The organism is Halomonas jincaotanensis (assembly GCF_018448785.1).
Lineage (GTDB): Bacteria > Pseudomonadota > Gammaproteobacteria > Pseudomonadales > Halomonadaceae > Halomonas > Halomonas jincaotanensis.
This window is the reverse complement of the sequence record NZ_JAHCLU010000014.1, coordinates 52,414-71,802: the sequence shown is the minus strand read 5'-3', so window position 1 is coordinate 71,802 and position 19,389 is coordinate 52,414. Positions and strand designations below refer to the sequence as shown.

Below are 19,389 nucleotides of genomic sequence, written 5' to 3'. Positions count from 1 at the left end.
CGTAGTACACTGCCTTTGCAGTAGGCTGTTCCCTCACCGCGGATAACAACGACGCACAGGCGATGGCAGCTTCTCGAATGATCCCCAATACCCTGACCATCGCCGGCTCCGACCCCAGTGGCGGCGCCGGCATCCAGGCCGATCTCAAGACCTTTTCGGCGCTGCAGACCTATGGGGCCAGCGTGATCACCGCCCTGACGGCACAGAACACCCGTGGCGTGACCGGCGTGCATCCGGTGCCCACCGATTTCATCGCCGCTCAGCTCGAGGCAGTGCTCGACGATATTCACATCGATGCGGTGAAGATCGGCATGGTGGCCGATCGAGACGTCGCCAACACGATACGCAAAGCGCTGGAGCGACGCCGCCCCCGCTGGATCGTGCTGGACCCAGTCATGGTGGCCAAGAGCGGCGATATCCTCGTCGACGCCGCCGGGATCAAGGCAGTACGCGAGGTGCTCGTGCCGCTGGCCGACCTGATCACCCCCAATCTGCCGGAAGCCGCGGTACTGCTGGACTGCCCGGTACCGCACGACCGAGCCGGCATGCAGGCGCTGGTTCCAGGCCTGCGGGCCTTGGGCGCCCGGTCGGTGCTGCTCAAGGGGGGACACCTGCAAGACGAGGCCTGCCCGGACCTGCTGATCACCGAAGAGGCCATCCACTGGCTAGAGGGGCCGCGTATCGCGACCTCCCGTCTGCATGGCACCGGCTGCACGCTATCCTCGGCGATTACCGCCCGTCTCGCCCAAGGCGACAGCCTCGCCGGCGCCGTAGCGGCGGCCAAGACCTGGCTCACTCGCGCCCTCGCCGAGGGCCACCACCTTGACGTGGGTCAGGGGCAAGGCCCGGTCCATCACTTCCATGCCTGGTGGTAAGCGATTCAGCTTGCGGGCGCTGCGTGTGCCACCCATCCTGACGGGTATCGGCCGCCGCAAAAGGCGCTACGAGAGCTTTCGATCGGGAGGATGCGTCATGACCCAAACCCTACTGTTCGCTTGTGACCTCTCGGCCGAGAACCGCACCGCCTACGCTCGCGCCGTACGCCTGGCGGTGGAAAGTGGCGCCCGGCTGGATGTCCTCCACGTGCTGGATCCCTACCTGCCGCGACGCGTGGTGCATGACCTGGAAGCGGCCGTGGTGGCCGATATGCAGGCGCTGCTCACCGACATCCGCGAGGATTACGCCCTGCCTGAGCCAGCGACCTTGATGCAGACGGTGACGGGCTCGCCCTATGCCGAGATCGTCCGTGAGGCACACGAACGCAAGGTCGACCTCATCATCCTCGGGACACACCGCAAACGCGGCCAGCCGGACCTGGTCGCCGGCACTACCCTCGCCCGGGTACTGCGCAGCGCCCCCTGCCCGGTACTCTCTGTGAGTCATCTGGCAAACCAGGACTGGGACGACATCCTGGTGCCCATTGACTTCTCACTGACTTCGCGTCACACCCTGCGCGAGACGCTCAAGCGTTTTCCCGAGGCGCGTCTCACCCTGCTGCATGCCTGGCAGTTGCCCGGCGAACGGGAGCTGGGCTCCTATAAGGGGTATGCCAACTGGCGGGATCGCGAGCTCGAGCAGCTGCGTCACCAGCTTCAGCGCGAGGTCGATCAGTTGATGAACGAGTTGGACAACGTGCCCGACATCGAACTGGTACTGGAACAGGGCGACCCGCTCGATATCCTGATGTACCGGCTGCGTCACCAACCCCCCGACCTGCTCGCCCTGGGCAGCCGAGGACAGCTTGGCCGTCATGGCCAGATCATCGAATCCCTTCTGACCGAGCCCCACTGCGACATCATGCTCTGTCGCGCCTGGTAGGCGTGAGAATATTTTACAGAACTTACACGATATGACGGTGTCTGTAGAGAATTAACTGCCTTCTTGAGAGAGTCATCATGCACCCTCCCCTCGCCTGGACCGCCGGCCCCCGGCTGGTTCTGCTTACCCTCCTATCCACCGCCGCTGCCGCCGACAGCGTGGAGGTCAAGGATGTCAGTTTTCCCACCTCGTTCGAGGCCCACGATCAGACCTTTACCCTGATCGGCCACGGTCTCTTCGAGTACCTGATCTGGGACGCCTATGCGGGCGCCTACTACCAGGCCGAAGCAGCCCCGGAACCGGCACCGCTCAGCGACATCCCGAGGCATCTGGAACTGGCCTACTTCCACGGCATCGACGCCGAGGATTTCGCTGAGGCGACGCGCGACACCGTGCGCGACAATCTCGACCGGGCCAGCTATAGCCGCCTAGAAGCTGCCTTGGAGGACTTCAACGGCCACTATCGCGACGTCGTACCCGGCGACCGCTACGCGCTGAGCTGGGATGGTGATCAGATGCGCATGGCACTCAACGACGAGACGCTCTATCAGGACGACGACCTGGCACTGGCCAATGCCCTCTTCAGCATCTGGCTCGGCGAGAAGCCACTTAACCAGGCGTTTCGCGATGCCTTGCTGGATCGTTGAGCCGAGCCGATAAGCAGCGCGCCAGGAGAGCCCGTTATGAAAGCCCTGATCCAGCGGGTACGCCACGCCAGCGTGACAGTGAATGACCGAGAAGTGGGGGCTATCCACCACGGTCTGCTGGCGCTGGTAGGCATCGAAAGAGGCGATGACGAGGCCGCCGCCGACAAGCTGCTGCACCGGCTGTTGCATTACCGTGTGTTCGCGGATGACGCCGGCAGGATGAACCTGAATCTGCAGCAGGCCGGAGGTGGGCTTCTTCTGGTTTCCCAGTTCACCCTCGTCGCCGACACCCGCAAGGGGCTGAGGCCCGGCTTTTCGAGCGCCGCCCCACCTACCGAGGGCGAGCGCCTGTTCCATTACCTGCTCGAGCGCGCCCGGACCGCCTGGCCTAACGTCGCCACCGGCGAGTACGGCGCCGATATGCAGGTCGCGCTGGTCAACGACGGCCCGGTCACCTTTCTGCTGGAAAGCTGAACGCGGCGCGAGGGCTTGGCGGCATAGTAGCTCACGCCTGCAATTCGGCCTCCAACGCCTCCAGCGCCTCCTCGGCGGCAAGCCACTCCTGCTCGAGCTGCTCCAGGCGCGACGTTAGCTCGCCCTGGCGAGCCAGTTGATCGGTGAGTTCGCTCTTGCGCGCGGCATCGGTATAGAGTTCGGTCTCGGCCAGCGCAGCTTCCACGACGGCTAGATCGGCCTGAACCTTTTCCATGGCCTTTTCGGTGCGATCGCGATCGCGCTTGAGCGGACGCAGCTTCTCGCGTAGCTCGGCGGCGGCACGCCGTGTCGCCTTGCGATCCTCCTTGGGGGCGACGCTATCCGCCTGGCGCTCGGCCTTATCGGCTCGCGCATCGCGCCGCTCGTCTTCAAGGCGTGCTTTCAGCCAGGCGCGATAATCCTCAAGATCACCATCGAACGGCTCGACGCCGTGATCGGCAACCCGCCAGAACTCGTCGACCGTGGCACGCAGCAGATGCCGGTCGTGGGAGACGATAATCACCGTACCCTCGAAACTCGCCAGCGCCTCGGTCAGCGCCTCGCGCATCTCCAGGTCCAGGTGGTTGGTGGGCTCGTCGAGCAGCAACAGGTTAGGCTTCTGCCAGGCCACCAAGGACAGCGCCAGGCGCGCCTTCTCGCCGCCGGAGAACCGCCCTACCTCGGCAAAGACGTCATCGCCGTGAAAGCCGAAGCCCCCCAGGAACTTGCGGATTTCCAGGTCCGCCGCGGTCGGCGAGAGACGCTGAACGTGCATGAACGGAGTCGCGGTCAGGTCCAGGCCCTCGAGCTGGTGCTGGGCAAAGTAACCGATGGCCAGATGCTCGCCCGGTACACGTTTGCCGGACAGCAGGGGCAAATCGCCAGTCAACGACTTGATCAGCGTGGACTTGCCGGCGCCGTTAGGTCCCAGCAGGCCGATGCGCTGGCCGGGTAGCAGCGACAGCTTGATGCCGTCGAGCTGGACGGTTTCGCTGCCATCTTCGCCACGGTAGCCCAGTCGTGCGCGGTCGAGTATCAACAGCGGATGGGAGGTCTTGTCGGCGGCGGGAATGGTGAAGTGGAAGGGCGAGTCGGCATGGGCCAGGGCGATGTCGCCCATGCGCTCCAGGGTCTTCAGGCGGCTCTGCGCCGCGCGCGCCTTGGTGGCCTGATAGCGGAAGCGGGCCACGAACCGCTCGATCTCCTCCTTGCGGGCCTGCTGCTTGGCGGCCTCGGCCTGCTGCAGGGCCAGCTTCTCGGCGCGGGTACGCTCGAAGAGGGAATAGTTGCCACGGTAGAGGACCAGGCGATGGCGCTCGAAGTGCACGATGTGGTCACAGACGGCATCGAGGAAGTCGCGGTCGTGGGAGATCAGCAGCAGCGTGCCGGGGTAGCGAACGAGCCACTGCTCGAGCCACAGCAGTGCATCCAGATCCAGGTGGTTGGTGGGCTCGTCGAGCAGCAACAGGTCCGAGGGCACGAACAGGGTACGCGCCAGGTTCACGCGCATCCGCCAGCCGCCCGAGAAGGCCGACAGAGGGTGGTCGAGTTCCTTCTGAGTAAAGCCCAGGCCTACCAGCAGCTGGGCCGCCTTGGCCGGGGCACTGTAGCCCTCCAGGGCCTCGATGGTGCCGTGTAGTTCGGCCTCGCGATGGTTGTGGCCCTGCTCGCGAGCCGTCTCCAGGGCCACTTCGGTGCGGCGCAGCTCGTGATGACCATCCAGCACGTACTCCACGATGGCGCGATCCAACGCCTCCACTTCCTGGGCCATGTGAGCGATGCGCTGGCCACCGCTCATTTCCACCTCGCCCTTGTCCGGTGCCAGCTCACCGAGCAGCAACTTGAACAGGCTCGACTTGCCGGCACCGTTGGGCCCGACGATCCCTGCCTTGTGGCCGGCGTGCAGGGTCAGTTCAGCATCCTCGAGCAGGCGCTGAGGGCCGCGTTGCAGGGAAACTTGGCGCAGTGCGATCATTCAGGCTCCACTCGGCGGTAATAAAGGGCCGCCACCCCAGGGGCGACGACAGTACAGCGACAATGAACGATTCTACCGAATTGCAGCCGGTTCTGCGGGCCCACCTGCAGGTCATGCCCTTATGGGACTTCGCCTTGGCCCTGTACGTCCGAGAGGGCATCGAAGATGCCTGCCTGACGCTTCAGGACGACGCTGGCGTGGATGTCTGCGAGCTGCTGTGGCACTGCTGGTTGTTCCATGCCGGGGTCATGTTCGAGGCCGAACCCGCAGGACTCGCCGAGGTGCGCCGCTGGCAGGCCGAGGTCACCCGGCCGCTGCGTCGCTTGCGCCGAACACTCAAGGGCGAAGCGACAAGGCGACCAGGGGTCGCCGAGCTGCGCCAAACGCTCAAGCAAGCCGAGCTCGAGGCCGAACGCGACACCCTGGCCAGGCTCGAACAGCTGACGTTCAACGCTAACCTGAGGCGGCTGCCAACGCCGCGACCCACGCTAGTCAGCCACCTTGCGCACATCCTGAAACTGCAACGAAAACCTCATCTTCGGGCACTGCATAGCGTGGAAAGCGCGCTTGACCCCTCCTTGCGCCCACGCTAGCCTGAAGCGAGACATGCAGGATTTTCACCTGTGTCTCGACTGGCAATATCGCAAGAGCTTGTCCAGTCCTCATCGCAAGGAGAATACAAGAATGACGTCACATAAGCTGTTGACCACGGCCGGTATCGGCGCGCTGATGTTCGGCATGTCCACCGCTGCCTTCGCCGAGAATTGGCGCTACGCACACGAAGAATACGAGGGCGACGTTCAGGATGTTTTCGCCTATGCCTTCAAGGAATATGTCGAGGACAACTCCGACCATACGGTCCAGGTTTTCCGCTTCGGCGAGCTCGGCGAATCCGACGACCTCCTCGAGCAGACGCAGAACGGCATCCTGCAATTCGTCAACCAATCGCCCGGCTTTACCGGCGCAACGATTCCCGAAGCGCAGATCTTCTTCATTCCTTATCTGCTGCCGACCGACGAAGAGACCGTTCTCGAATTCTTCGACGAGAGCAAGGCCATCAACGAGATGTTCCCCGAGCTCTACGCCGAGCAAGGGCTCGAGCTGCTCAAGATGTATCCGGAAGGCGAGATGGTCATCACCACCGATGAGCCGATCTCCTCACCCGAGGATCTCGACAACAAGAAGATCCGCGTGATGACCAATCCGCTGCTCTCCGAGACCTACGACGCCTTCGGCGCCACCCCGACACCGCTACCTTGGGGCGAGGTCTATGGGGGCCTGCAGACCGGTATTCTCGACGGTCAGGAAAACCCGATCTTCTGGATCGAGTCCGGTGGTCTCTATGAGGTCTCCCCGCACCTGACCTTCACCGGCCACGGCTGGTTCACCACTGCCATGATGGCCAACCAGGACTTCTTCGAGGGCCTCTCCGAGGAGGACCAGCAACTGGTTCAGGACGCCTCCGACGCGGCCTACGACCACACCATCGAGCACATCCAGGGGCTCGCCGAGGAGTCACTGGAGAAAATCCAGGAAGCGTCCGACGAAGTCACCGTGACGCGTCTCGACGAGGAGCAGATCCAGGCGTTCCGAGAACGCGCTCCGCAGGTCGAGGAAGCCTATGTCGAAATGGCCGGTGAAAGAGGTCAGGAATTGCTGGAGCAGTTCAAGGCCGACCTGGAAGCCGTGACCGAAGAATAATCTCGGGGGCTTTCCAGTCGCAAGGGGGCAGCAACGGCTGCCCCCTTGTTATTTCTGGCTAGTGGTTTCTGGTTGGCGCCTCGCCGACACCTGCGTGCATCCAGCGTTGAGGACAGGCTCAGTTGCATCGCCGACGAGCGAGTAGGCTAATGGCAGGATGGCTAGTTGTGGCAGGTCAGGCAAGGCTTCGCATGCCAAGGGGAGTGCAACGATGAGCGATGAAGAATCCGAATTGAATTACCGATCCGGCCTGCCGGGCTTTCTGGGCACCGTTGACACCTTCATCAGCAAGCTTGAGGCCGTGATACTCGCGGCAGGGGTCCTGCTGATGGCGGTGAACACCGTCGCCAACGTGATCGGTCGCTTCGTGCTGGGCGAGAGCATCATGGTTTCCGGTGAGGTCAACCGCATCCTGATCATCATGATCACCTTCGCCGGTATCGGTTACGCTGCCCGTCATGGGCGCCACATCCGCATGTCGGCAATTTACGATGCCTTACCGGTGGGAGGGCGCAAGGCGCTGATGATCTTCATCTCGCTGTTCACCTCGCTGATCATGTTCTTCCTGCTCTATTACTCGATCATCTATATCGTTGATCTCTATTCCAAGGGTAGGGTGTTGCCGGCGCTGGGGTTTCCCATCTGGATCATCTATATCTGGGTCCCGCTGGGCTTTCTGATCACGGGCATTCAGTACCTGCTGACCGCCATCAAGAACCTGACGTCGCGGGATGTGTATCTCTCGACGGGGGTGGTTGACGGTTACAAGGATACGGAAACGGAAGTCTAACGCAGGGCCTCGCGCCCGGGGGATAACAAGATGACGACAATAATGGTAGCGACCATGATAGGCCTGCTGTTGCTGGGCTTTCCGATGATGGTTCCGTTGATCACCGCGGCCATCATCGGTTTTTTCATGATGTTCGATGGCTTTGGCCAGATGGGCACCCTGATCCAGCAGATGATGGCCGGCATCCGCCCGGCGTCGCTGATTGCGGTGCCCATGTTCATTCTCGCCGCGGATATCATGACGCGCGGCCAGTCGGCGGACCGTCTGATCGCCATGGTGATGGCCTTCATCGGTCATGTTAAGGGCGGCCTGGCGGTCAGTACTGCCGCCTCCTGCACCCTCTTCGGTGCGGTTTCGGGCTCCACTCAGGCCACGGTGGTTGCCGTCGGCTCACCCCTGCGGCCCAAGATGCTCAAGGCTGGTTACTCCGATTCCTTCACCCTTGCCCTGATCATCAATGCCAGCGATATTGCCTTCCTGATTCCTCCCAGCATCGGCATGATCATCTATGGCGTGATCTCTGGCACCTCCATCGGCGAGCTATTCATCGCCGGCATCGGCCCCGGCATCATGATCCTGCTGATGTTCTCGGCTTACTCCGTGCTCTATGCCGTGATCCGCAACGTACCCACGGAGCCGAAATCCAACTGGGGGGAGCGTCTGACCGCCGTGCGTATGGCGCTCTGGCCACTGGGCTTCCCGGTGATCATCGTGGGGGGCATCTATGGCGGCATCTTCAGTCCCACGGAAGCCGCGGCGGCCTGCGTGCTCTACGCCGTCTTCCTGGAATTCGTCGTCTTCCGGTCGTTGAAACTGCATCACATCTACGCGATCGCCAAATCCACCGGCCTGATCACCGCCGTGGTGTTCATCCTGGTCGCGGTGGGTAACGGTTTTTCCTGGATCATCTCCTTCGCCCAGATTCCCCAGGCGCTGCTGGGCGCCGCGGGCATCAACGAAGCCGGCCCGACGGGCGTGCTGATCGCGATCTGCGTTTCCTTCTTCGTGGCCTGCATGTTCGTCGATCCCATCGTGGTAATCCTGGTGCTGACGCCGATCTTCGCACCCGCCATCGCGGCCACAGGTCTCGATCCGGTGCTGGTCGGCATCCTGATCACTCTGCAGGTGGCCATCGGGTCGGCGACGCCACCCTTCGGTTGCGATATCTTCACTGCCATCGCCATCTTCAAGCGCCCCTACTGGGATGTTATCAAGGGCACACCACCCTTCGTGATCATGCTCATCCTGGCCGCGGCTTTGCTGATCATGTTCCCGCAGATTGCCCTTTTCCTGCGCGACGTGGCGTTCCGTTGAGAGCCGCTGACCGGACCCTAGGAGTGACATGACGATGTTCAATCGAATCATGGTGCCGGTAGACGGCTCCAAAGGCGCCCTCAAGGCGCTAAAGAAAGCGGTGGGTCTGCAGCTGCTGACCGGCGCCGAGCTGTATATCCTCTGCGTGTTCAAGCATCACAGCCTGCTCGAGGCATCGCTTTCGATGGTCAGACCCGAACAGCTCGACCTGCCCGACGATGCGCTCAAGGAATACGCCACCGAGATCGCTGTGCATGCCAAGTCGCATGCCGTCGAGCTGGGGGTGCCGCCCGAAAAGGTGCGCTCCTTCGTCAAGGGTGGCCGGCCCTCGCGTACCATCGTGCGCTTTGCGCGCAAACGCGAGTGCGATCTGGTGGTGATCGGCGCCCAGGGTACCAATGGCGACAAGAGCTTGATGCTGGGCAGCGTGGCTCAGCGCGTGGCCGGCTCGTCGCACTGCCCCACTCTCGTCGTTTAGCGGGGCCAACGCCCTTGCGGTTTTTCCTGCCGGTTTCGCCACCTCGCGGAACCGGCAGGCGCTTGTTGGAGTCACATTACGCGCGATTGACGTTTTCATTTTCTTGTTACGGCGCTGCAGCGCCCCATCATAAGGTTTGTTCATGAAACGACTGCTGACCACCGCCTCTCTCACCGCCCTGCTGGGCGCCGCGCCGCTAGCATTGGCCGATCTGGAAACTGACGAGGAGCGTCTTGGCTACAGCCTGGGGGTCACCCTTGGCCAGAGCATCCAGCAGGATGTCGACAACCTGAATGTCGATGCATTCACCCAGGCCATTCGCGACGTCTTTGCCGGCGACGAGCTGGAAATGAGCGACGAGGAAATGGCTCAGGCCCTGATGCGTTTCCAGCAAGAAGCCACGGCCGCCCGCGAAGCCGAGACCGAGCAGCAATCCGCCTCCAACCGTGAGGCGGGCGAGGCCTACCTCGCCGAGAACGCCGAACGCGACGACGTCGAGACCACCGAATCCGGCCTGCAGTATCGGGAGCTGGAAGCCGGTGATGGCGCCTCTCCACAAGCCGACTCGAGCGTGGAAGTGCATTACGAAGGCACGCTGATCGACGGCACCGTCTTCGACAGTTCCTTCGATCGCGGTGAGCCGGTGAGTTTCCGCGTCGACCAAGTGATCGAAGGCTGGCAGGAAGCTCTGCAGATGATGAATGTAGGCGATACTTGGGAAATCGTCATCCCCTCCGAGCTGGCTTACGGGGACCAGGGTCAAGGACCGATTGGTCCCCATGAGACGCTGGTCTTCAAGGTCGAATTGCTTGGCGTAGACGACAACTGATCCGCCCCGTGCGCCTTCTGCGAACCTCGGTCGCCAGCCTCGCCCTCATGGGGCTGGCACTGCCGTCCGTGGCCCAGGAGTCTGTGGCCCAGGAATCGCCGCCCGACCTGCCGCGCCTGGCGATCGATGCCGAGAATGTCAGTGTCATCGGCGTATCCTCCGGGGGTTACATGGCCACGCAGTTGGCAGTGGCCTGGCCGGAGCGCTTCGTGGGACTTGGCGTGCTGGGCACGGGTCCCTGGGCCTGTGCCCAAGGAGCCTTAAGCCTGGCTCTCGGTCAGTGCATGGGCGATCGCCTCGGCTCGCCCGATCTCGGCCAGCTGTCGCAGCGTCTGCAAGACTTTCGGCGTCGTGACCTTGTGGGAGACGCAGACGAGCTCGCCGAAATGCGCGTCTTCATCTGGCATGGAGAGGAGGACGAGACCGTCTTGCCATCACTTGGCAAGGCACTCGTCGCCCAGTTCGATGAGTGGCTGGCCGACCCCGCGGAACAGCTACGCTTGCTGGTCAGCGAGGACGCCGGCCATGGCTGGCCCGTCGCGGCGCGAAGCGACACCCCGGTCACAGCACTGGCCGAATGCGACGAGGGCGGTGGTACCCACCTGCTGGGCTGCAATCTGGACATCGCGGGCCGCATGCTGAACTGGCTGCACGGCGATCTGACTCGACCGACAGGCGATGAACCTGAAGGCCGGTTATTGCGCTTCGACCAGGCGGCGTTCGACACCAAGGGATTTGCCGACAGCGGTTACAGCTTCATTCCCGAGGCATGCCAAGAGGGCGACTGCGGTCTGACCGTGGCGCTGCACGGCTGCGGGATGGGGGCCGAACAGATCGGCGAGGCCTTCGTGCGCCACAGCGGATTGAACGAGTGGGCCGCCGCGAACCATCACGTCGTGCTGTACCCCCAGGCGCAGACCAGCCTCCCCAATCCTCAGGGATGCTGGGATTGGTGGGGCTTCGCCGAGAGCACCTGGCAGCTCAACCCGCTCCATGACAGCCGTCAAGGCACCCAACTGAGCGGCCTGATGGCAATGATTGACCGGCTCCAGCAGACCCCGGAGCGCTGATCCCCACCACCGCTGTTCATGGACCCGGCGATTCGTGTCTAGCCTTCAAGCTCGCTCTCGAGCGCTGACCGAAGGGCATTGGGCACAGGAGAATAAAGGACGCGCCGGCGAATATCGCCCTCATTATCCACCAAATACAGCGATGAACTGTGGTCGATGGTATACGCCATGGCCGAATCCGGCGTTTCCACCTTGCGCCACACCACGCCGTAGCGCTCGGCAATGTCGTCAAGCTGTTGCTGGCTGCCCGTGGCACCGATAATGCCAGCGCCAAAATAGGCGGTATATTCCTCTAGCCGCTCCAGGGTGTCGCGTTCGGGGTCCACGGATACCATCAACGGCACCACTCTCTCGCGCTGCGCCTCGTCGAGTCCTGCCAAGGCCTGGCGCACCACCGAGAGGGTCATCGGGCAGACATCCGGACAGTAGGTATAGCCGAAGAACAGCACCGCCAGCTGATCCTCACCGAGCTCGCTGAGCGAGAAATCGCCCTGAGTCGAGGGTAGCGACACCTCGCCCCCGGGGGGGCCGTCGTCGCGACCGTCCGCCTGCTGCAGATACCAGGCGCCCCCGCCGAACCCGGCAAGCAACAGTATCGTGCCCAGACCCAGCCATAGCCCCTTGTGCTTCTTAACACTCAGCATTATCCGCCTCGCTCCACAATGAAATCGAACCAAGTGCCAAGCCGCCCTTGCGGAGTGTCCACCACGACGTTCGCTCGCCAGGCCATCGCCGCCTGGGTGCACAGTCCGACCTGGCCTTCGCCGCGAAGTGCCCCATCCTCGTGCGACAAGGGAAAGCGATGCAACCCCATCTCCAGGTCACGTCCTACGAATTCGACGACTGCCGACCGGGACGGCAGGCCATCAAGCGTTACGGTCAATGGCAGCACCTCGAGGGCTTGCACAGGGCCTTGGACACCCAGTTCAAAACGAAGGTCATCACCCAAGCCATCGAGCGTCGTCTTGCAGGCACCCTGCTGCAGGTCACAAGCGGACTCAGGCGCAAACCAGCGGATCTCACCGTCGTCGCTCAGGTGGTAGCGGACCAGATACCATACTGCCACGACGATGACGGTCAGGGTGACCAGGATCAAGAAGCGCAGCAACGGAGAATGTGCACTGGTGTCGTTCGAGCAGGGCAGGGACATGGCGGCGAAAGGAACTCTCCACTGAGGACGGGTTAACGATAAGCTTACCAGTATTTTCCCGCGGCAGAGTGCGCGGGGATGTCGCAGGCCAACCACCAGAGAGAGACGTTGCATGCATGACGTGGCGAGTGCGCTCGGCCCGCTGTTCCTGTTGATTCTGCTTGGCGCGCTGCTTGGCTGGGCGCGTCAGCCGGGCGGTGATTTCTGGCCGAGAATGGAGCGGCTGATCTACTTCCTGCTGTTCCCCGCCATGCTGGTCGCCACCCTGGCCAGTGCCGACGTGAGCCAGGTGCCGGTGGCCAGACTGGCCTTGGCGCTGCTCGGCACACTGGCCCTGTTCGCCAGTCTGCTGTGGGGCGTGCGCCACCGGTTAGGCCTCGACGCCGCCGCCTTCACGTCGGTCTTTCAGGGCGCGCTGCGCTTCAATACCTATGTGGGTGTCGCCGGCGCCGCCGCTCTTCACGGCAGTGCCGGGGCGACGGTAGCGGCGGTCGCCGTGGCGCTGATGGTGCCGGTCGTCAACGTGCTGTGCGTGACCAGCTTCATCGCCGCCGGCACCCTGGGATCATCGAGCCTCGCCGGGAGTGTCGCCGCCTTGGTGCGCAATCCGCTGATTCTCGCCTGTGTGGTGGGGATCGGCCTCAACCTGGGGGGTATCGGCCTGCCCGGCTGGAGCGGCGAGGCCGTGGCACTGCTCGGACGCGCCGCGCTGCCGCTGGGGCTGGTGGCGGTCGGTGTCGCGTTGCGTCCCGCCGCACTGATGCGCCTGGACCGAGGCGTCTGGGCTGCCAACCTGGTCAAGCTGGCGCTGGTTCCGGCGACAGTGCTCACGCTCGCCCTGCTGTTGGATCTCGACCCGGTGAGCCGAGATGTGGCGTTACTTTTCGCCGCCCTGCCCACGGCCACCTCGGCCTATATCCTGGCGCGACAGTTGGGCGGAGACGCCGAGTTGATGGCGGCCCTGATTACCGGCCAGACCCTGCTGGCCATGGCAACCCTACCCCTATGGCTGCGGCTGGCCGCGTAAGACGCCTGTCGCCACGAACTAAACAAAAAGCATTCGTATTTTCATTGACAACAGGAATGCGAATGAGTACGCTGCAGATGTGGCGTTGATGAGGCGCCACAGGCCCTGCAGGGGTCCTGCCAGTCACCTGCCAGGGTATCTCCCACTCATTGCTAGTCACGGTCCTTACCGCCGCTTCCTCGGGAAGCGGCTTTTTTATCTGAGCCTTCGTGAGCTCTTTTGGGTGAGCCGCTCAGCCATGTCGCCCGAGATGCTGTGTCAGCATCTCGCCGAGCGCCTCGACGGCAGGCCAGGAGGCGGCAGAGACACGACGCCCGTAATGCAACTGCGCCTCGCAGCCCTGAAGCACGGGCAGTCCTTCGGCTTCGCCCAGTTCACGCATGGTCGGTGTCAGCCTGTCTCGCTCCAGAATGCTCACCGCCAATCCGGACTCCACTGCCGTTTCCACCGCATGCAGGCTGGTGCTGGTGAAGACGGCATGCCAACTGCGACCGATGGCCGCAAGCGCCTCTACCCCGAGGTGGCGATAGGGGCAGTCCACCGGATGAAGCGCCAGTGGCAACGGCTGCCCCGGGGACAGCCGAAGCTCTCGAGCCCCGGCCCAGACCGGCGTAGTTCGCCATAGCGGCTCGCCACCCATGAGGTGGTGAGGGCGATCCAGGGCGACGATCAGCGACAGCTCACCGCGCTCAAGCCGTCGCGCCAGATCTCCACTGGTCGCCGTCACGGCCTCCAGCACCACGTCGGGGTGGCGCGCCAGGTAGTCGGGCAGCAGGCGCCCGACGATGCGAGAGGCGAAATCCTCGGGCATACCGAAGCGTACTCGCCCTCTCAGCCCGCGTCCGCTGATGCGTGCCACCAGCCCATCGTGCTGGCGCAACAGCTCACGCGCCTCGCCCAATAACGCCTCACCGGTCGGGGTGGTCGTCATTCCCTTGGCACTGCGGACCAGCAGGCGCGCATCGAGGTGCGCCTCCAGGCGCTTGATCTGCATGCTTAGGGCGCTGACCGTACGATGTCGCTCTTCCGCGGCTGCCGCCAGGGTGCCCAGCCTGGCGACCAGCACGAAACTGCGAAGGGCCTCGAGATCCAGCGCCGACGTTGAGACTTCAGCCATATTGAACGCTCAGTGAAAATAGTATCGATTCCCTGAAGACTTTAGACGGACCAGAATGGCGGCACAAGTCACCGACCCGCCAGGAAGTCCCAATGTTCGCTCTCAGCCGCCATTTCTCCTATCAGCTGCCTCACCCGAGCTTGTTGCCATTGGGCTGCCTGGCCGTCGCCATCGGTTTCGTTGTCTGCTGGAGCAGCGGGTTCGTCGGGAGTCGCCTGGGCGTCGAGCTGGACACCCCCGTGCTTGCGCTCTACGCCTGGCGCTTCGCGCTGGCCACCCTGCTGGTAGCAGGCTGGTGGATCCTGCGCGCCCGGCGAAATGGCCGGCAGATCGTAGCGCCTCTCGACCTTGCCGCCGATGCGCTGGTCGGTAGCCTGACGGTGGGGGTTTATCTCCTGGCCATGCTGCTGGCCATCGAGCAGGGAGTCAGCACCGGGTTGGCGTCGCTGATCGGCGCCCTGCAGCCCTTGGCTGCCATCACCCTGGCCGGGTGGTGGCTGGGCGAGCGCTCAAGGCCGCTGCAGTGGTTGGGGATGACGGTCGCGACGTTGGGCGCCGGCCTGAGTGTGCTGGATGATATGCAGGGCGTCGGCGGCGCCCCGGCCTGGAGCTATGGGTTGCCATTACTGGCTGTGGTGGCCGTCACCCTGGGCAGCGTCATGACGGCGCGCCGGCCGACCTCGCTGCCCCTGGAAGCACGCCTGACCGCCCAACTGGCAGCGGCCACGGTCGTCTTCTTCGCCGCTGCATGGGGACTCGACGAAGGACGGGTGGCCCCGCCGCCGCTGACAACGGATAGCGTGATGGCGCTGGTATGGTTGATCGTGCTGGCAACCTTCGGCGGCTACGGCTTCTTCAATGCCAGCCTGCAGCGCTTCGGCGTCGGCCGCAGTGCCGCCCTCATCGCCCTGACCCCGGCCGCCACCCTGGGCTGGACGGCCTTGATGTTCGGTGAACTGCCGGGCTGGCTGGGCACCTTCGGCATGACGCTGGGCTTGCTGGGCGCCATCGTTGCCCTGCTGGCCGGCCGACGCCAGTCACCGTCCGGTCATAAGACGACGACCACAGCCTCGCGTCGCGTCAGGCCGTACGCCGGTAGATCAGGTCCCAGACGCCGTGCCCCAGCCGCTCGCCACGCGCCTCGAACTTGGTGAGCGGCCGAAATTCGGGGCGCGGCACGCAGGATGACATGGCCGAGTCGGTGGTATTGGCATAGCCGGGCGCGGCGCCCAGCACCTCGGCCATCCACTCGGCATAGGCTTCCCAGTCGGTGGCCATGTGCAGCGTTCCGCCGATCTTCAGGCGCGTGCGGATCAGCTCGATAAAGGCCGGCTGGACGATGCGCCGCTTGTGATGCTTCTTCTTCGGCCATGGGTCGGGGAAGAACAGCTGCAAGGTGTCCAGGCTCGCCTCGGGCAGGCACTGTTCCAGCACCGCCAGGGCATCCTCACGGTACACACGCAGGTTGGTCAGGCCATGCTTGTCGGCTTCATCCAGCAACTTGCCAACGCCGGGGGCATGGACTTCAATGCCGATGAAGTCGGTGTCAGGATGGCGCTCGGCCTGCTCGACCAGCGAGGCGCCCATACCGAAACCGATCTCGACCACACGCGGTGCCTGGCGACCGAACAGCGCATCGAGATCCTGACGGCCCTCTGCCAGGGTCAGGCCCAGCCGCGGCCATACTTCTTCCAGTCCGCGTGACTGTGCCTGGGTCATGCGCCCAGCACGCAGCACATAGCTCTTGATGCCGCGACGATGCAGGGGAGCGTCCGGCCACTCGGGGCCGGCGCTGGCAGGATCGTGCGTGTTCAGATCGGTCATGGTATCTCGTGATAAAAAACGGTTCGGGAAACTCAGCCGTGGATGCGGCCGGCGAAGGGCGAAGAAGGCTCGGCGCTCTGGCGACGCGGCATGCGCCCGGCCAGGAAGGCCTCGCGTCCGGCCTCGATGGCCTTCTTCATGGCACCGGCCATCAATACCGGCTGTCGGGCATGGGCGATGGCGGAGTTCATCAGTACGGCATCGCAGCCCAGCTCCATGGCCAGGGCGGCCTCGGAGGCGGTGCCGATGCCGGCGTCCACCAATACCGGCACCCCGGACTGCTCGATGATCAGGCGAATGTTGTAAGGGTTCTGGATGCCGTGGCCCGAGCCGATCAGTGAGCCCAGCGGCATGATCGCGCAGCAACCCAGGCGCTCGAGCTCGCGGGCGACGATCGGGTCGTCGCTGGTGTAGACCATGACATCGAAGCCGTCGGCGATCAGCGTCTCGGCGGCCGACAACGTTTCGACGACGTTGGGGTAGAGGGTCGCATCGTCGCCCAGCACCTCGAGCTTGACCAGGTTGTGACCATCGAGCAGCTCGCGGGCCAGTTTGCAGGTCCGCACGGCGTCCTTGGCCGTGTAGCAGCCGGCGGTATTGGGTAGCAGGGTGAAACGCTCCGGTGGCACGGCGTCGAGCAGGTTGGGCTCACCGGCGTCCTGCCCCAGATTGGTGCGCCTGACGGCAAAGGTCACGATCTCGGCGCCGCTGGCGGCGATGGCCTCGGCCGTCTCGTCGAAGTCACGGTATTTGCCGGTGCCGACCAGCAGGCGAGAGGCGAACTCGCGCCCGGCGATACGCAGCGGCGAATCCTGGAAAAAGTCACTCATATGGGGCTCCTGTAGGCCGACGGCTAACCGCCGCCGATGGCGTGGACGACCTCGACCCGGTCGCCCTCGGTCAGTCGGATGCCATCGTGCTCGCTCTTGGGCACGATCTCTTCGTTGACTTCCACGGCGATGCGCCGACCGGCGAGGCCGAGCGACTCGACCAGCTCGGCAACCGTCGCGTTGGACTCCAGGGCTCGGGTCTCGCCATTGAGTAATATTTGCATGGCGTCCTCTCTCGATGCGCTTGCGCTCAACGAGGCATACGTCATTGGCGCTCCGCAATCGTCGTTTTCATGGAGCCATATTGTAGCCGACTCGAGACCGGCGGGGTACGGTAAGCAGCGATTCGCTCGCAAGGAGACGACGACATGCAAGACAGAGGCTGGTGGTTGGGCACGGCGCTGTCCGGCGCGCTGGTGGTGCTGGCCGGGGCCTTCGGCGCCCATGGCCTGGAGGGTCAGCTAGCGCAACGGCTCGCGGCGGCCTTCGAGACCGGCGTGCGCTATCAGGCCTGGCATACCCTGGCGATGCTGGGGGTGCTGGCGTGGCGCGCCTCCCTGCCACTCGCCGGGCAAGTCCTCGGGCTGGGGCTTTGGGCGGCCGGCATGCTGCTTTTCAGCGGCTCGCTGTACGCCATGGCCCTTTCGGGAGTCGGCGCGCTGGGGGTCGTCACGCCCATCGGAGGCGTGCTGTTGATCGGCGGCTGGCTAGCACTTGCCAGTAGTGTCATACGCGCCAGGCGCATTACTTGAGACGCTACCTCGATGTTGGCATCGGCCAGACGTCGGCATCTACCAGCTCGGGTCGCTTGAGCACGCTGGGGTCGAAGACGGGCTCTTCGATGCCTTCGCGCCGCTGGCGCTCGTAATCTTTCAGCACGGCGAGCGCCGAGGGCACCATGACCAGGATGGCGAAGAGGTTGGTAGTGGCCATCAGCCCCATGGTCAGGTCGGCGAAGTCCCAGACGAAGGTCAACTGAGCGACGGACCCTATCATCACCATGGCCAGGATAGCCCAGCGCAGGGTGTGATCAGCCGCTCGGGCGTGACCGCGAAAAAGATACTCGATATTGATCGACGAGAAGGAGTAGTTGGCCAGCAGCGAAGTGTAGGAGAAGAAGAAGATGATCACCGCGATGAAGATCTCACCGAAACCGCCGAGGTGATCGACCATCGCGTCCTGGGTCAGCTGGATGCCCTGGATGGAGTCACCGGGTGACGTCGCCAGCAGTGTCTCGTAGACGCCCGACAGCAGGATCACCACCGCCGTGCAGCTGCAGATAACGATGGTATCGACGAAGACCCCGAACGACTGCACCAGACCCTGGGCCGCGGGATGCTTGACGTTGGCCTGGGCAGCGGCGTTGGGCGTCGATCCCATGCCAGCCTCGTTGGAGAAAAGGCCACGTTTGATGCCATTCTCCATGGCCACCTTGATGGCATAACCCGCTGCCCCGCCGACGGCGGGGCCGAAACCGAAGGCACTCTTGAAGATCAGCGCCAGCATCGCCGGCACTTCGGGCAAATTCATGGCGAGGATCACCAGCGCCACGATCAGGTAGAGAATCGCCATGGTCGGCACGATCTTCTCGGCGGTACGGGCCACCGACTTGAGACCTCCAAATATCACCAGCGCGACCAGCAGCACCAGCGCGACTCCAGTGATCCACGACGGCACCCCAAAGGCCCCGCTCAAGCCCTGGGCGATGGTATTGGCTTGGGCCGCGTTGAAGGCGAGGCCGTAGGCGACGATGAGAAAGAAGGCGAACAGCATGCCCAGCCAGCGCCAGCCCAGGCAGCGCTCGATGTAGTAGGCCGGCCCCCCGCGGAAGACGCCGTCCTCATGGCGGTGCTTGTAGGTCTGGGCCAGGGTCGATTCGACGAAGGCAGTCGAGAAGCCGACCAAGGCCGTGATCCACATCCAGAAGATGGCGCCCGGTCCCCCCACCCAGAGGGCGATGGCCACCCCAGCGAGATTACCGGTCCCGACCCGAGCCGCCATGGAGGTAGCAAAGGCCTGAAAGCCGCTGATACCGCCTCCCGCCCCGCGTGACGAAAGCGTGACTCTGGCCATATGGCCAAAGAGGCGGAACTGCATGCCGCGGGTGAGCACCGTGAAGAGTATCCCCGCCCCCAATAGCAGATAGACCAGAATGTAGGACCAGACGAAGTCACTGACCGGCGTCATGACAGCGTAAGCGGCGTCGCGCAAGGTCAGGAGAAGGGAAAGCAGGACATCCATGTGGCGCATCTCCGGTCAGGGGGAAGCGATGTGGTCAAGTGATCGGCAGAGATACTGGCAGTGCCTCCTCAAGGTAGCCAAGCCATCCTCTGCTGTCAGGTGCT

Annotated in this window: 22 protein-coding genes; 14 read left to right on the top strand and 8 right to left on the bottom strand. The window is 63.8% G+C overall.

The features are described 5' to 3' along the window. Positions 1–62: 62 nt before the first annotated feature. From thiD to dtd, 4 genes are all read left to right on the top strand, one after another. Positions 63–875, top strand: a complete 813-nt coding sequence (gene thiD / locus KG088_RS13525; protein WP_213826151.1) for a bifunctional hydroxymethylpyrimidine kinase/phosphomethylpyrimidine kinase — start codon at positions 63–65, stop codon at positions 873–875. 97 nt (positions 876–972) lie between these two features. Next, entirely contained in the window at positions 973–1,818 is an 846-nt protein-coding gene (locus KG088_RS13520; RefSeq protein WP_213826149.1) for a universal stress protein, read from the top strand. Positions 1,819–1,895: 77 nt separating this feature from the next. After that, positions 1,896–2,465: a chalcone isomerase family protein gene (locus tag KG088_RS13515; protein ID WP_213826147.1), complete on the top strand. Its 570-nt coding sequence runs from the start codon at positions 1,896–1,898 to the stop codon at positions 2,463–2,465. 36 nt (positions 2,466–2,501) lie between these two features. Next, positions 2,502–2,939, top strand: a complete 438-nt coding sequence (gene dtd / locus KG088_RS13510) for a D-aminoacyl-tRNA deacylase (RefSeq protein WP_213826145.1) — start codon at positions 2,502–2,504, stop codon at positions 2,937–2,939. Between the two features lie 31 nt (positions 2,940–2,970). On the opposite strand, the gene KG088_RS13505 is transcribed toward dtd, so the two are convergent. Beyond that, positions 2,971–4,914 (bottom strand): ATP-binding cassette domain-containing protein, encoded by a 1,944-nt coding sequence (locus tag KG088_RS13505; protein WP_213826143.1) that lies wholly within the window; start codon positions 4,912–4,914, stop codon positions 2,971–2,973. Between the two features lie 62 nt (positions 4,915–4,976). Here KG088_RS13505 and KG088_RS13500 point away from each other — a divergent pair, with 62 nt between their 5' ends. The 7 genes from KG088_RS13500 to KG088_RS13470 all read left to right on the top strand — a co-directional run bounded on the left by KG088_RS13500 (position 4,977) and on the right by KG088_RS13470 (position 11,096). Then, on the top strand, positions 4,977–5,507 hold the full coding sequence (locus KG088_RS13500; protein WP_213826140.1) for a TIGR02444 family protein: 531 nt from the start codon (positions 4,977–4,979) through the stop codon (positions 5,505–5,507). A gap of 91 nt (positions 5,508–5,598) precedes the next feature. Then, positions 5,599–6,615 (top strand): TRAP transporter substrate-binding protein, encoded by a 1,017-nt coding sequence (locus tag KG088_RS13495; RefSeq protein ID WP_213826138.1) that lies wholly within the window; start codon positions 5,599–5,601, stop codon positions 6,613–6,615. Positions 6,616–6,826: 211 nt separating this feature from the next. Continuing rightward, entirely contained in the window at positions 6,827–7,405 is a 579-nt protein-coding gene (locus KG088_RS13490) for a TRAP transporter small permease (RefSeq protein ID WP_213826136.1), read from the top strand. Positions 7,406–7,435: 30 nt separating this feature from the next. After that, entirely contained in the window at positions 7,436–8,719 is a 1,284-nt protein-coding gene (locus tag KG088_RS13485; RefSeq protein WP_213826134.1) for a TRAP transporter large permease, read from the top strand. Between the two features lie 34 nt (positions 8,720–8,753). Continuing rightward, entirely contained in the window at positions 8,754–9,197 is a 444-nt protein-coding gene (locus tag KG088_RS13480) for a universal stress protein (RefSeq protein ID WP_213826256.1), read from the top strand. Between the two features lie 142 nt (positions 9,198–9,339). Further along, positions 9,340–10,026, top strand: a complete 687-nt coding sequence (locus tag KG088_RS13475) for an FKBP-type peptidyl-prolyl cis-trans isomerase (protein ID WP_213826132.1) — start codon at positions 9,340–9,342, stop codon at positions 10,024–10,026. A gap of 8 nt (positions 10,027–10,034) precedes the next feature. Further along, on the top strand, positions 10,035–11,096 hold the full coding sequence (locus tag KG088_RS13470) for a prolyl oligopeptidase family serine peptidase (RefSeq protein WP_319941438.1): 1,062 nt from the start codon (positions 10,035–10,037) through the stop codon (positions 11,094–11,096). A 38-nt stretch (positions 11,097–11,134) separates the two neighbouring features. On the opposite strand, the gene KG088_RS13465 is transcribed toward KG088_RS13470, so the two are convergent. Beyond that, positions 11,135–11,740 (bottom strand): SCO family protein, encoded by a 606-nt coding sequence (locus KG088_RS13465; protein WP_213826129.1) that lies wholly within the window; start codon positions 11,738–11,740, stop codon positions 11,135–11,137. Continuing rightward, positions 11,740–12,246, bottom strand: a complete 507-nt coding sequence (locus KG088_RS13460; RefSeq protein WP_213826127.1) for a hypothetical protein — start codon at positions 12,244–12,246, stop codon at positions 11,740–11,742. Before KG088_RS13460 ends, KG088_RS13465 begins: the two co-directional genes overlap by 1 nt. 112 nt (positions 12,247–12,358) lie before the next feature. On the opposite strand from KG088_RS13460, the gene KG088_RS13455 reads away from it, so the two are divergent. Next, positions 12,359–13,273, top strand: coding sequence for an AEC family transporter (locus KG088_RS13455; RefSeq protein WP_213826125.1), 915 nt, complete (start codon positions 12,359–12,361; stop codon positions 13,271–13,273). Between the two features lie 232 nt (positions 13,274–13,505). On the opposite strand, the gene KG088_RS13450 is transcribed toward KG088_RS13455, so the two are convergent. Then, positions 13,506–14,390: a LysR substrate-binding domain-containing protein gene (locus tag KG088_RS13450; protein ID WP_213826123.1), complete on the bottom strand. Its 885-nt coding sequence runs from the start codon at positions 14,388–14,390 to the stop codon at positions 13,506–13,508. Positions 14,391–14,482: 92 nt separating this feature from the next. On the opposite strand from KG088_RS13450, the gene KG088_RS13445 reads away from it, so the two are divergent. Further along, positions 14,483–15,544, top strand: a complete 1,062-nt coding sequence (locus KG088_RS13445) for a DMT family transporter (RefSeq protein WP_213826121.1) — start codon at positions 14,483–14,485, stop codon at positions 15,542–15,544. On the opposite strand, the gene trmB is transcribed toward KG088_RS13445, so the two are convergent. Genes trmB through thiS form a run of 3 tightly spaced genes read right to left on the bottom strand, consistent with a single transcriptional unit; the run spans position 15,471 to position 17,268 of the window. After that, positions 15,471–16,214 carry a tRNA (guanosine(46)-N7)-methyltransferase TrmB gene (gene trmB / locus KG088_RS13440; protein ID WP_213826118.1) on the bottom strand — a complete coding sequence of 248 codons (744 nt, stop codon included), beginning with the start codon at positions 16,212–16,214 and terminating at the stop codon, positions 15,471–15,473. The genes KG088_RS13445 and trmB overlap by 74 nt on opposite strands. A gap of 32 nt (positions 16,215–16,246) precedes the next feature. Continuing rightward, positions 16,247–17,044: a thiazole synthase gene (locus KG088_RS13435; RefSeq protein ID WP_213826116.1), complete on the bottom strand. Its 798-nt coding sequence runs from the start codon at positions 17,042–17,044 to the stop codon at positions 16,247–16,249. Between the two features lie 23 nt (positions 17,045–17,067). Beyond that, positions 17,068–17,268 carry a sulfur carrier protein ThiS gene (gene thiS, locus KG088_RS13430; RefSeq protein WP_213826114.1) on the bottom strand — a complete coding sequence of 67 codons (201 nt, stop codon included), beginning with the start codon at positions 17,266–17,268 and terminating at the stop codon, positions 17,068–17,070. Positions 17,269–17,412: 144 nt separating this feature from the next. Between thiS and KG088_RS13425 the strand changes: the two genes are divergently transcribed. Continuing rightward, on the top strand, positions 17,413–17,796 hold the full coding sequence (locus KG088_RS13425) for a DUF423 domain-containing protein (protein WP_213826112.1): 384 nt from the start codon (positions 17,413–17,415) through the stop codon (positions 17,794–17,796). Positions 17,797–17,800: 4 nt separating this feature from the next. Here the strand turns inward: KG088_RS13425 and KG088_RS13420 are convergent, their stop codons facing one another. After that, entirely contained in the window at positions 17,801–19,285 is a 1,485-nt protein-coding gene (locus KG088_RS13420; protein ID WP_213826111.1) for an alanine/glycine:cation symporter family protein, read from the bottom strand. Positions 19,286–19,389 lie beyond the last annotated feature (104 nt).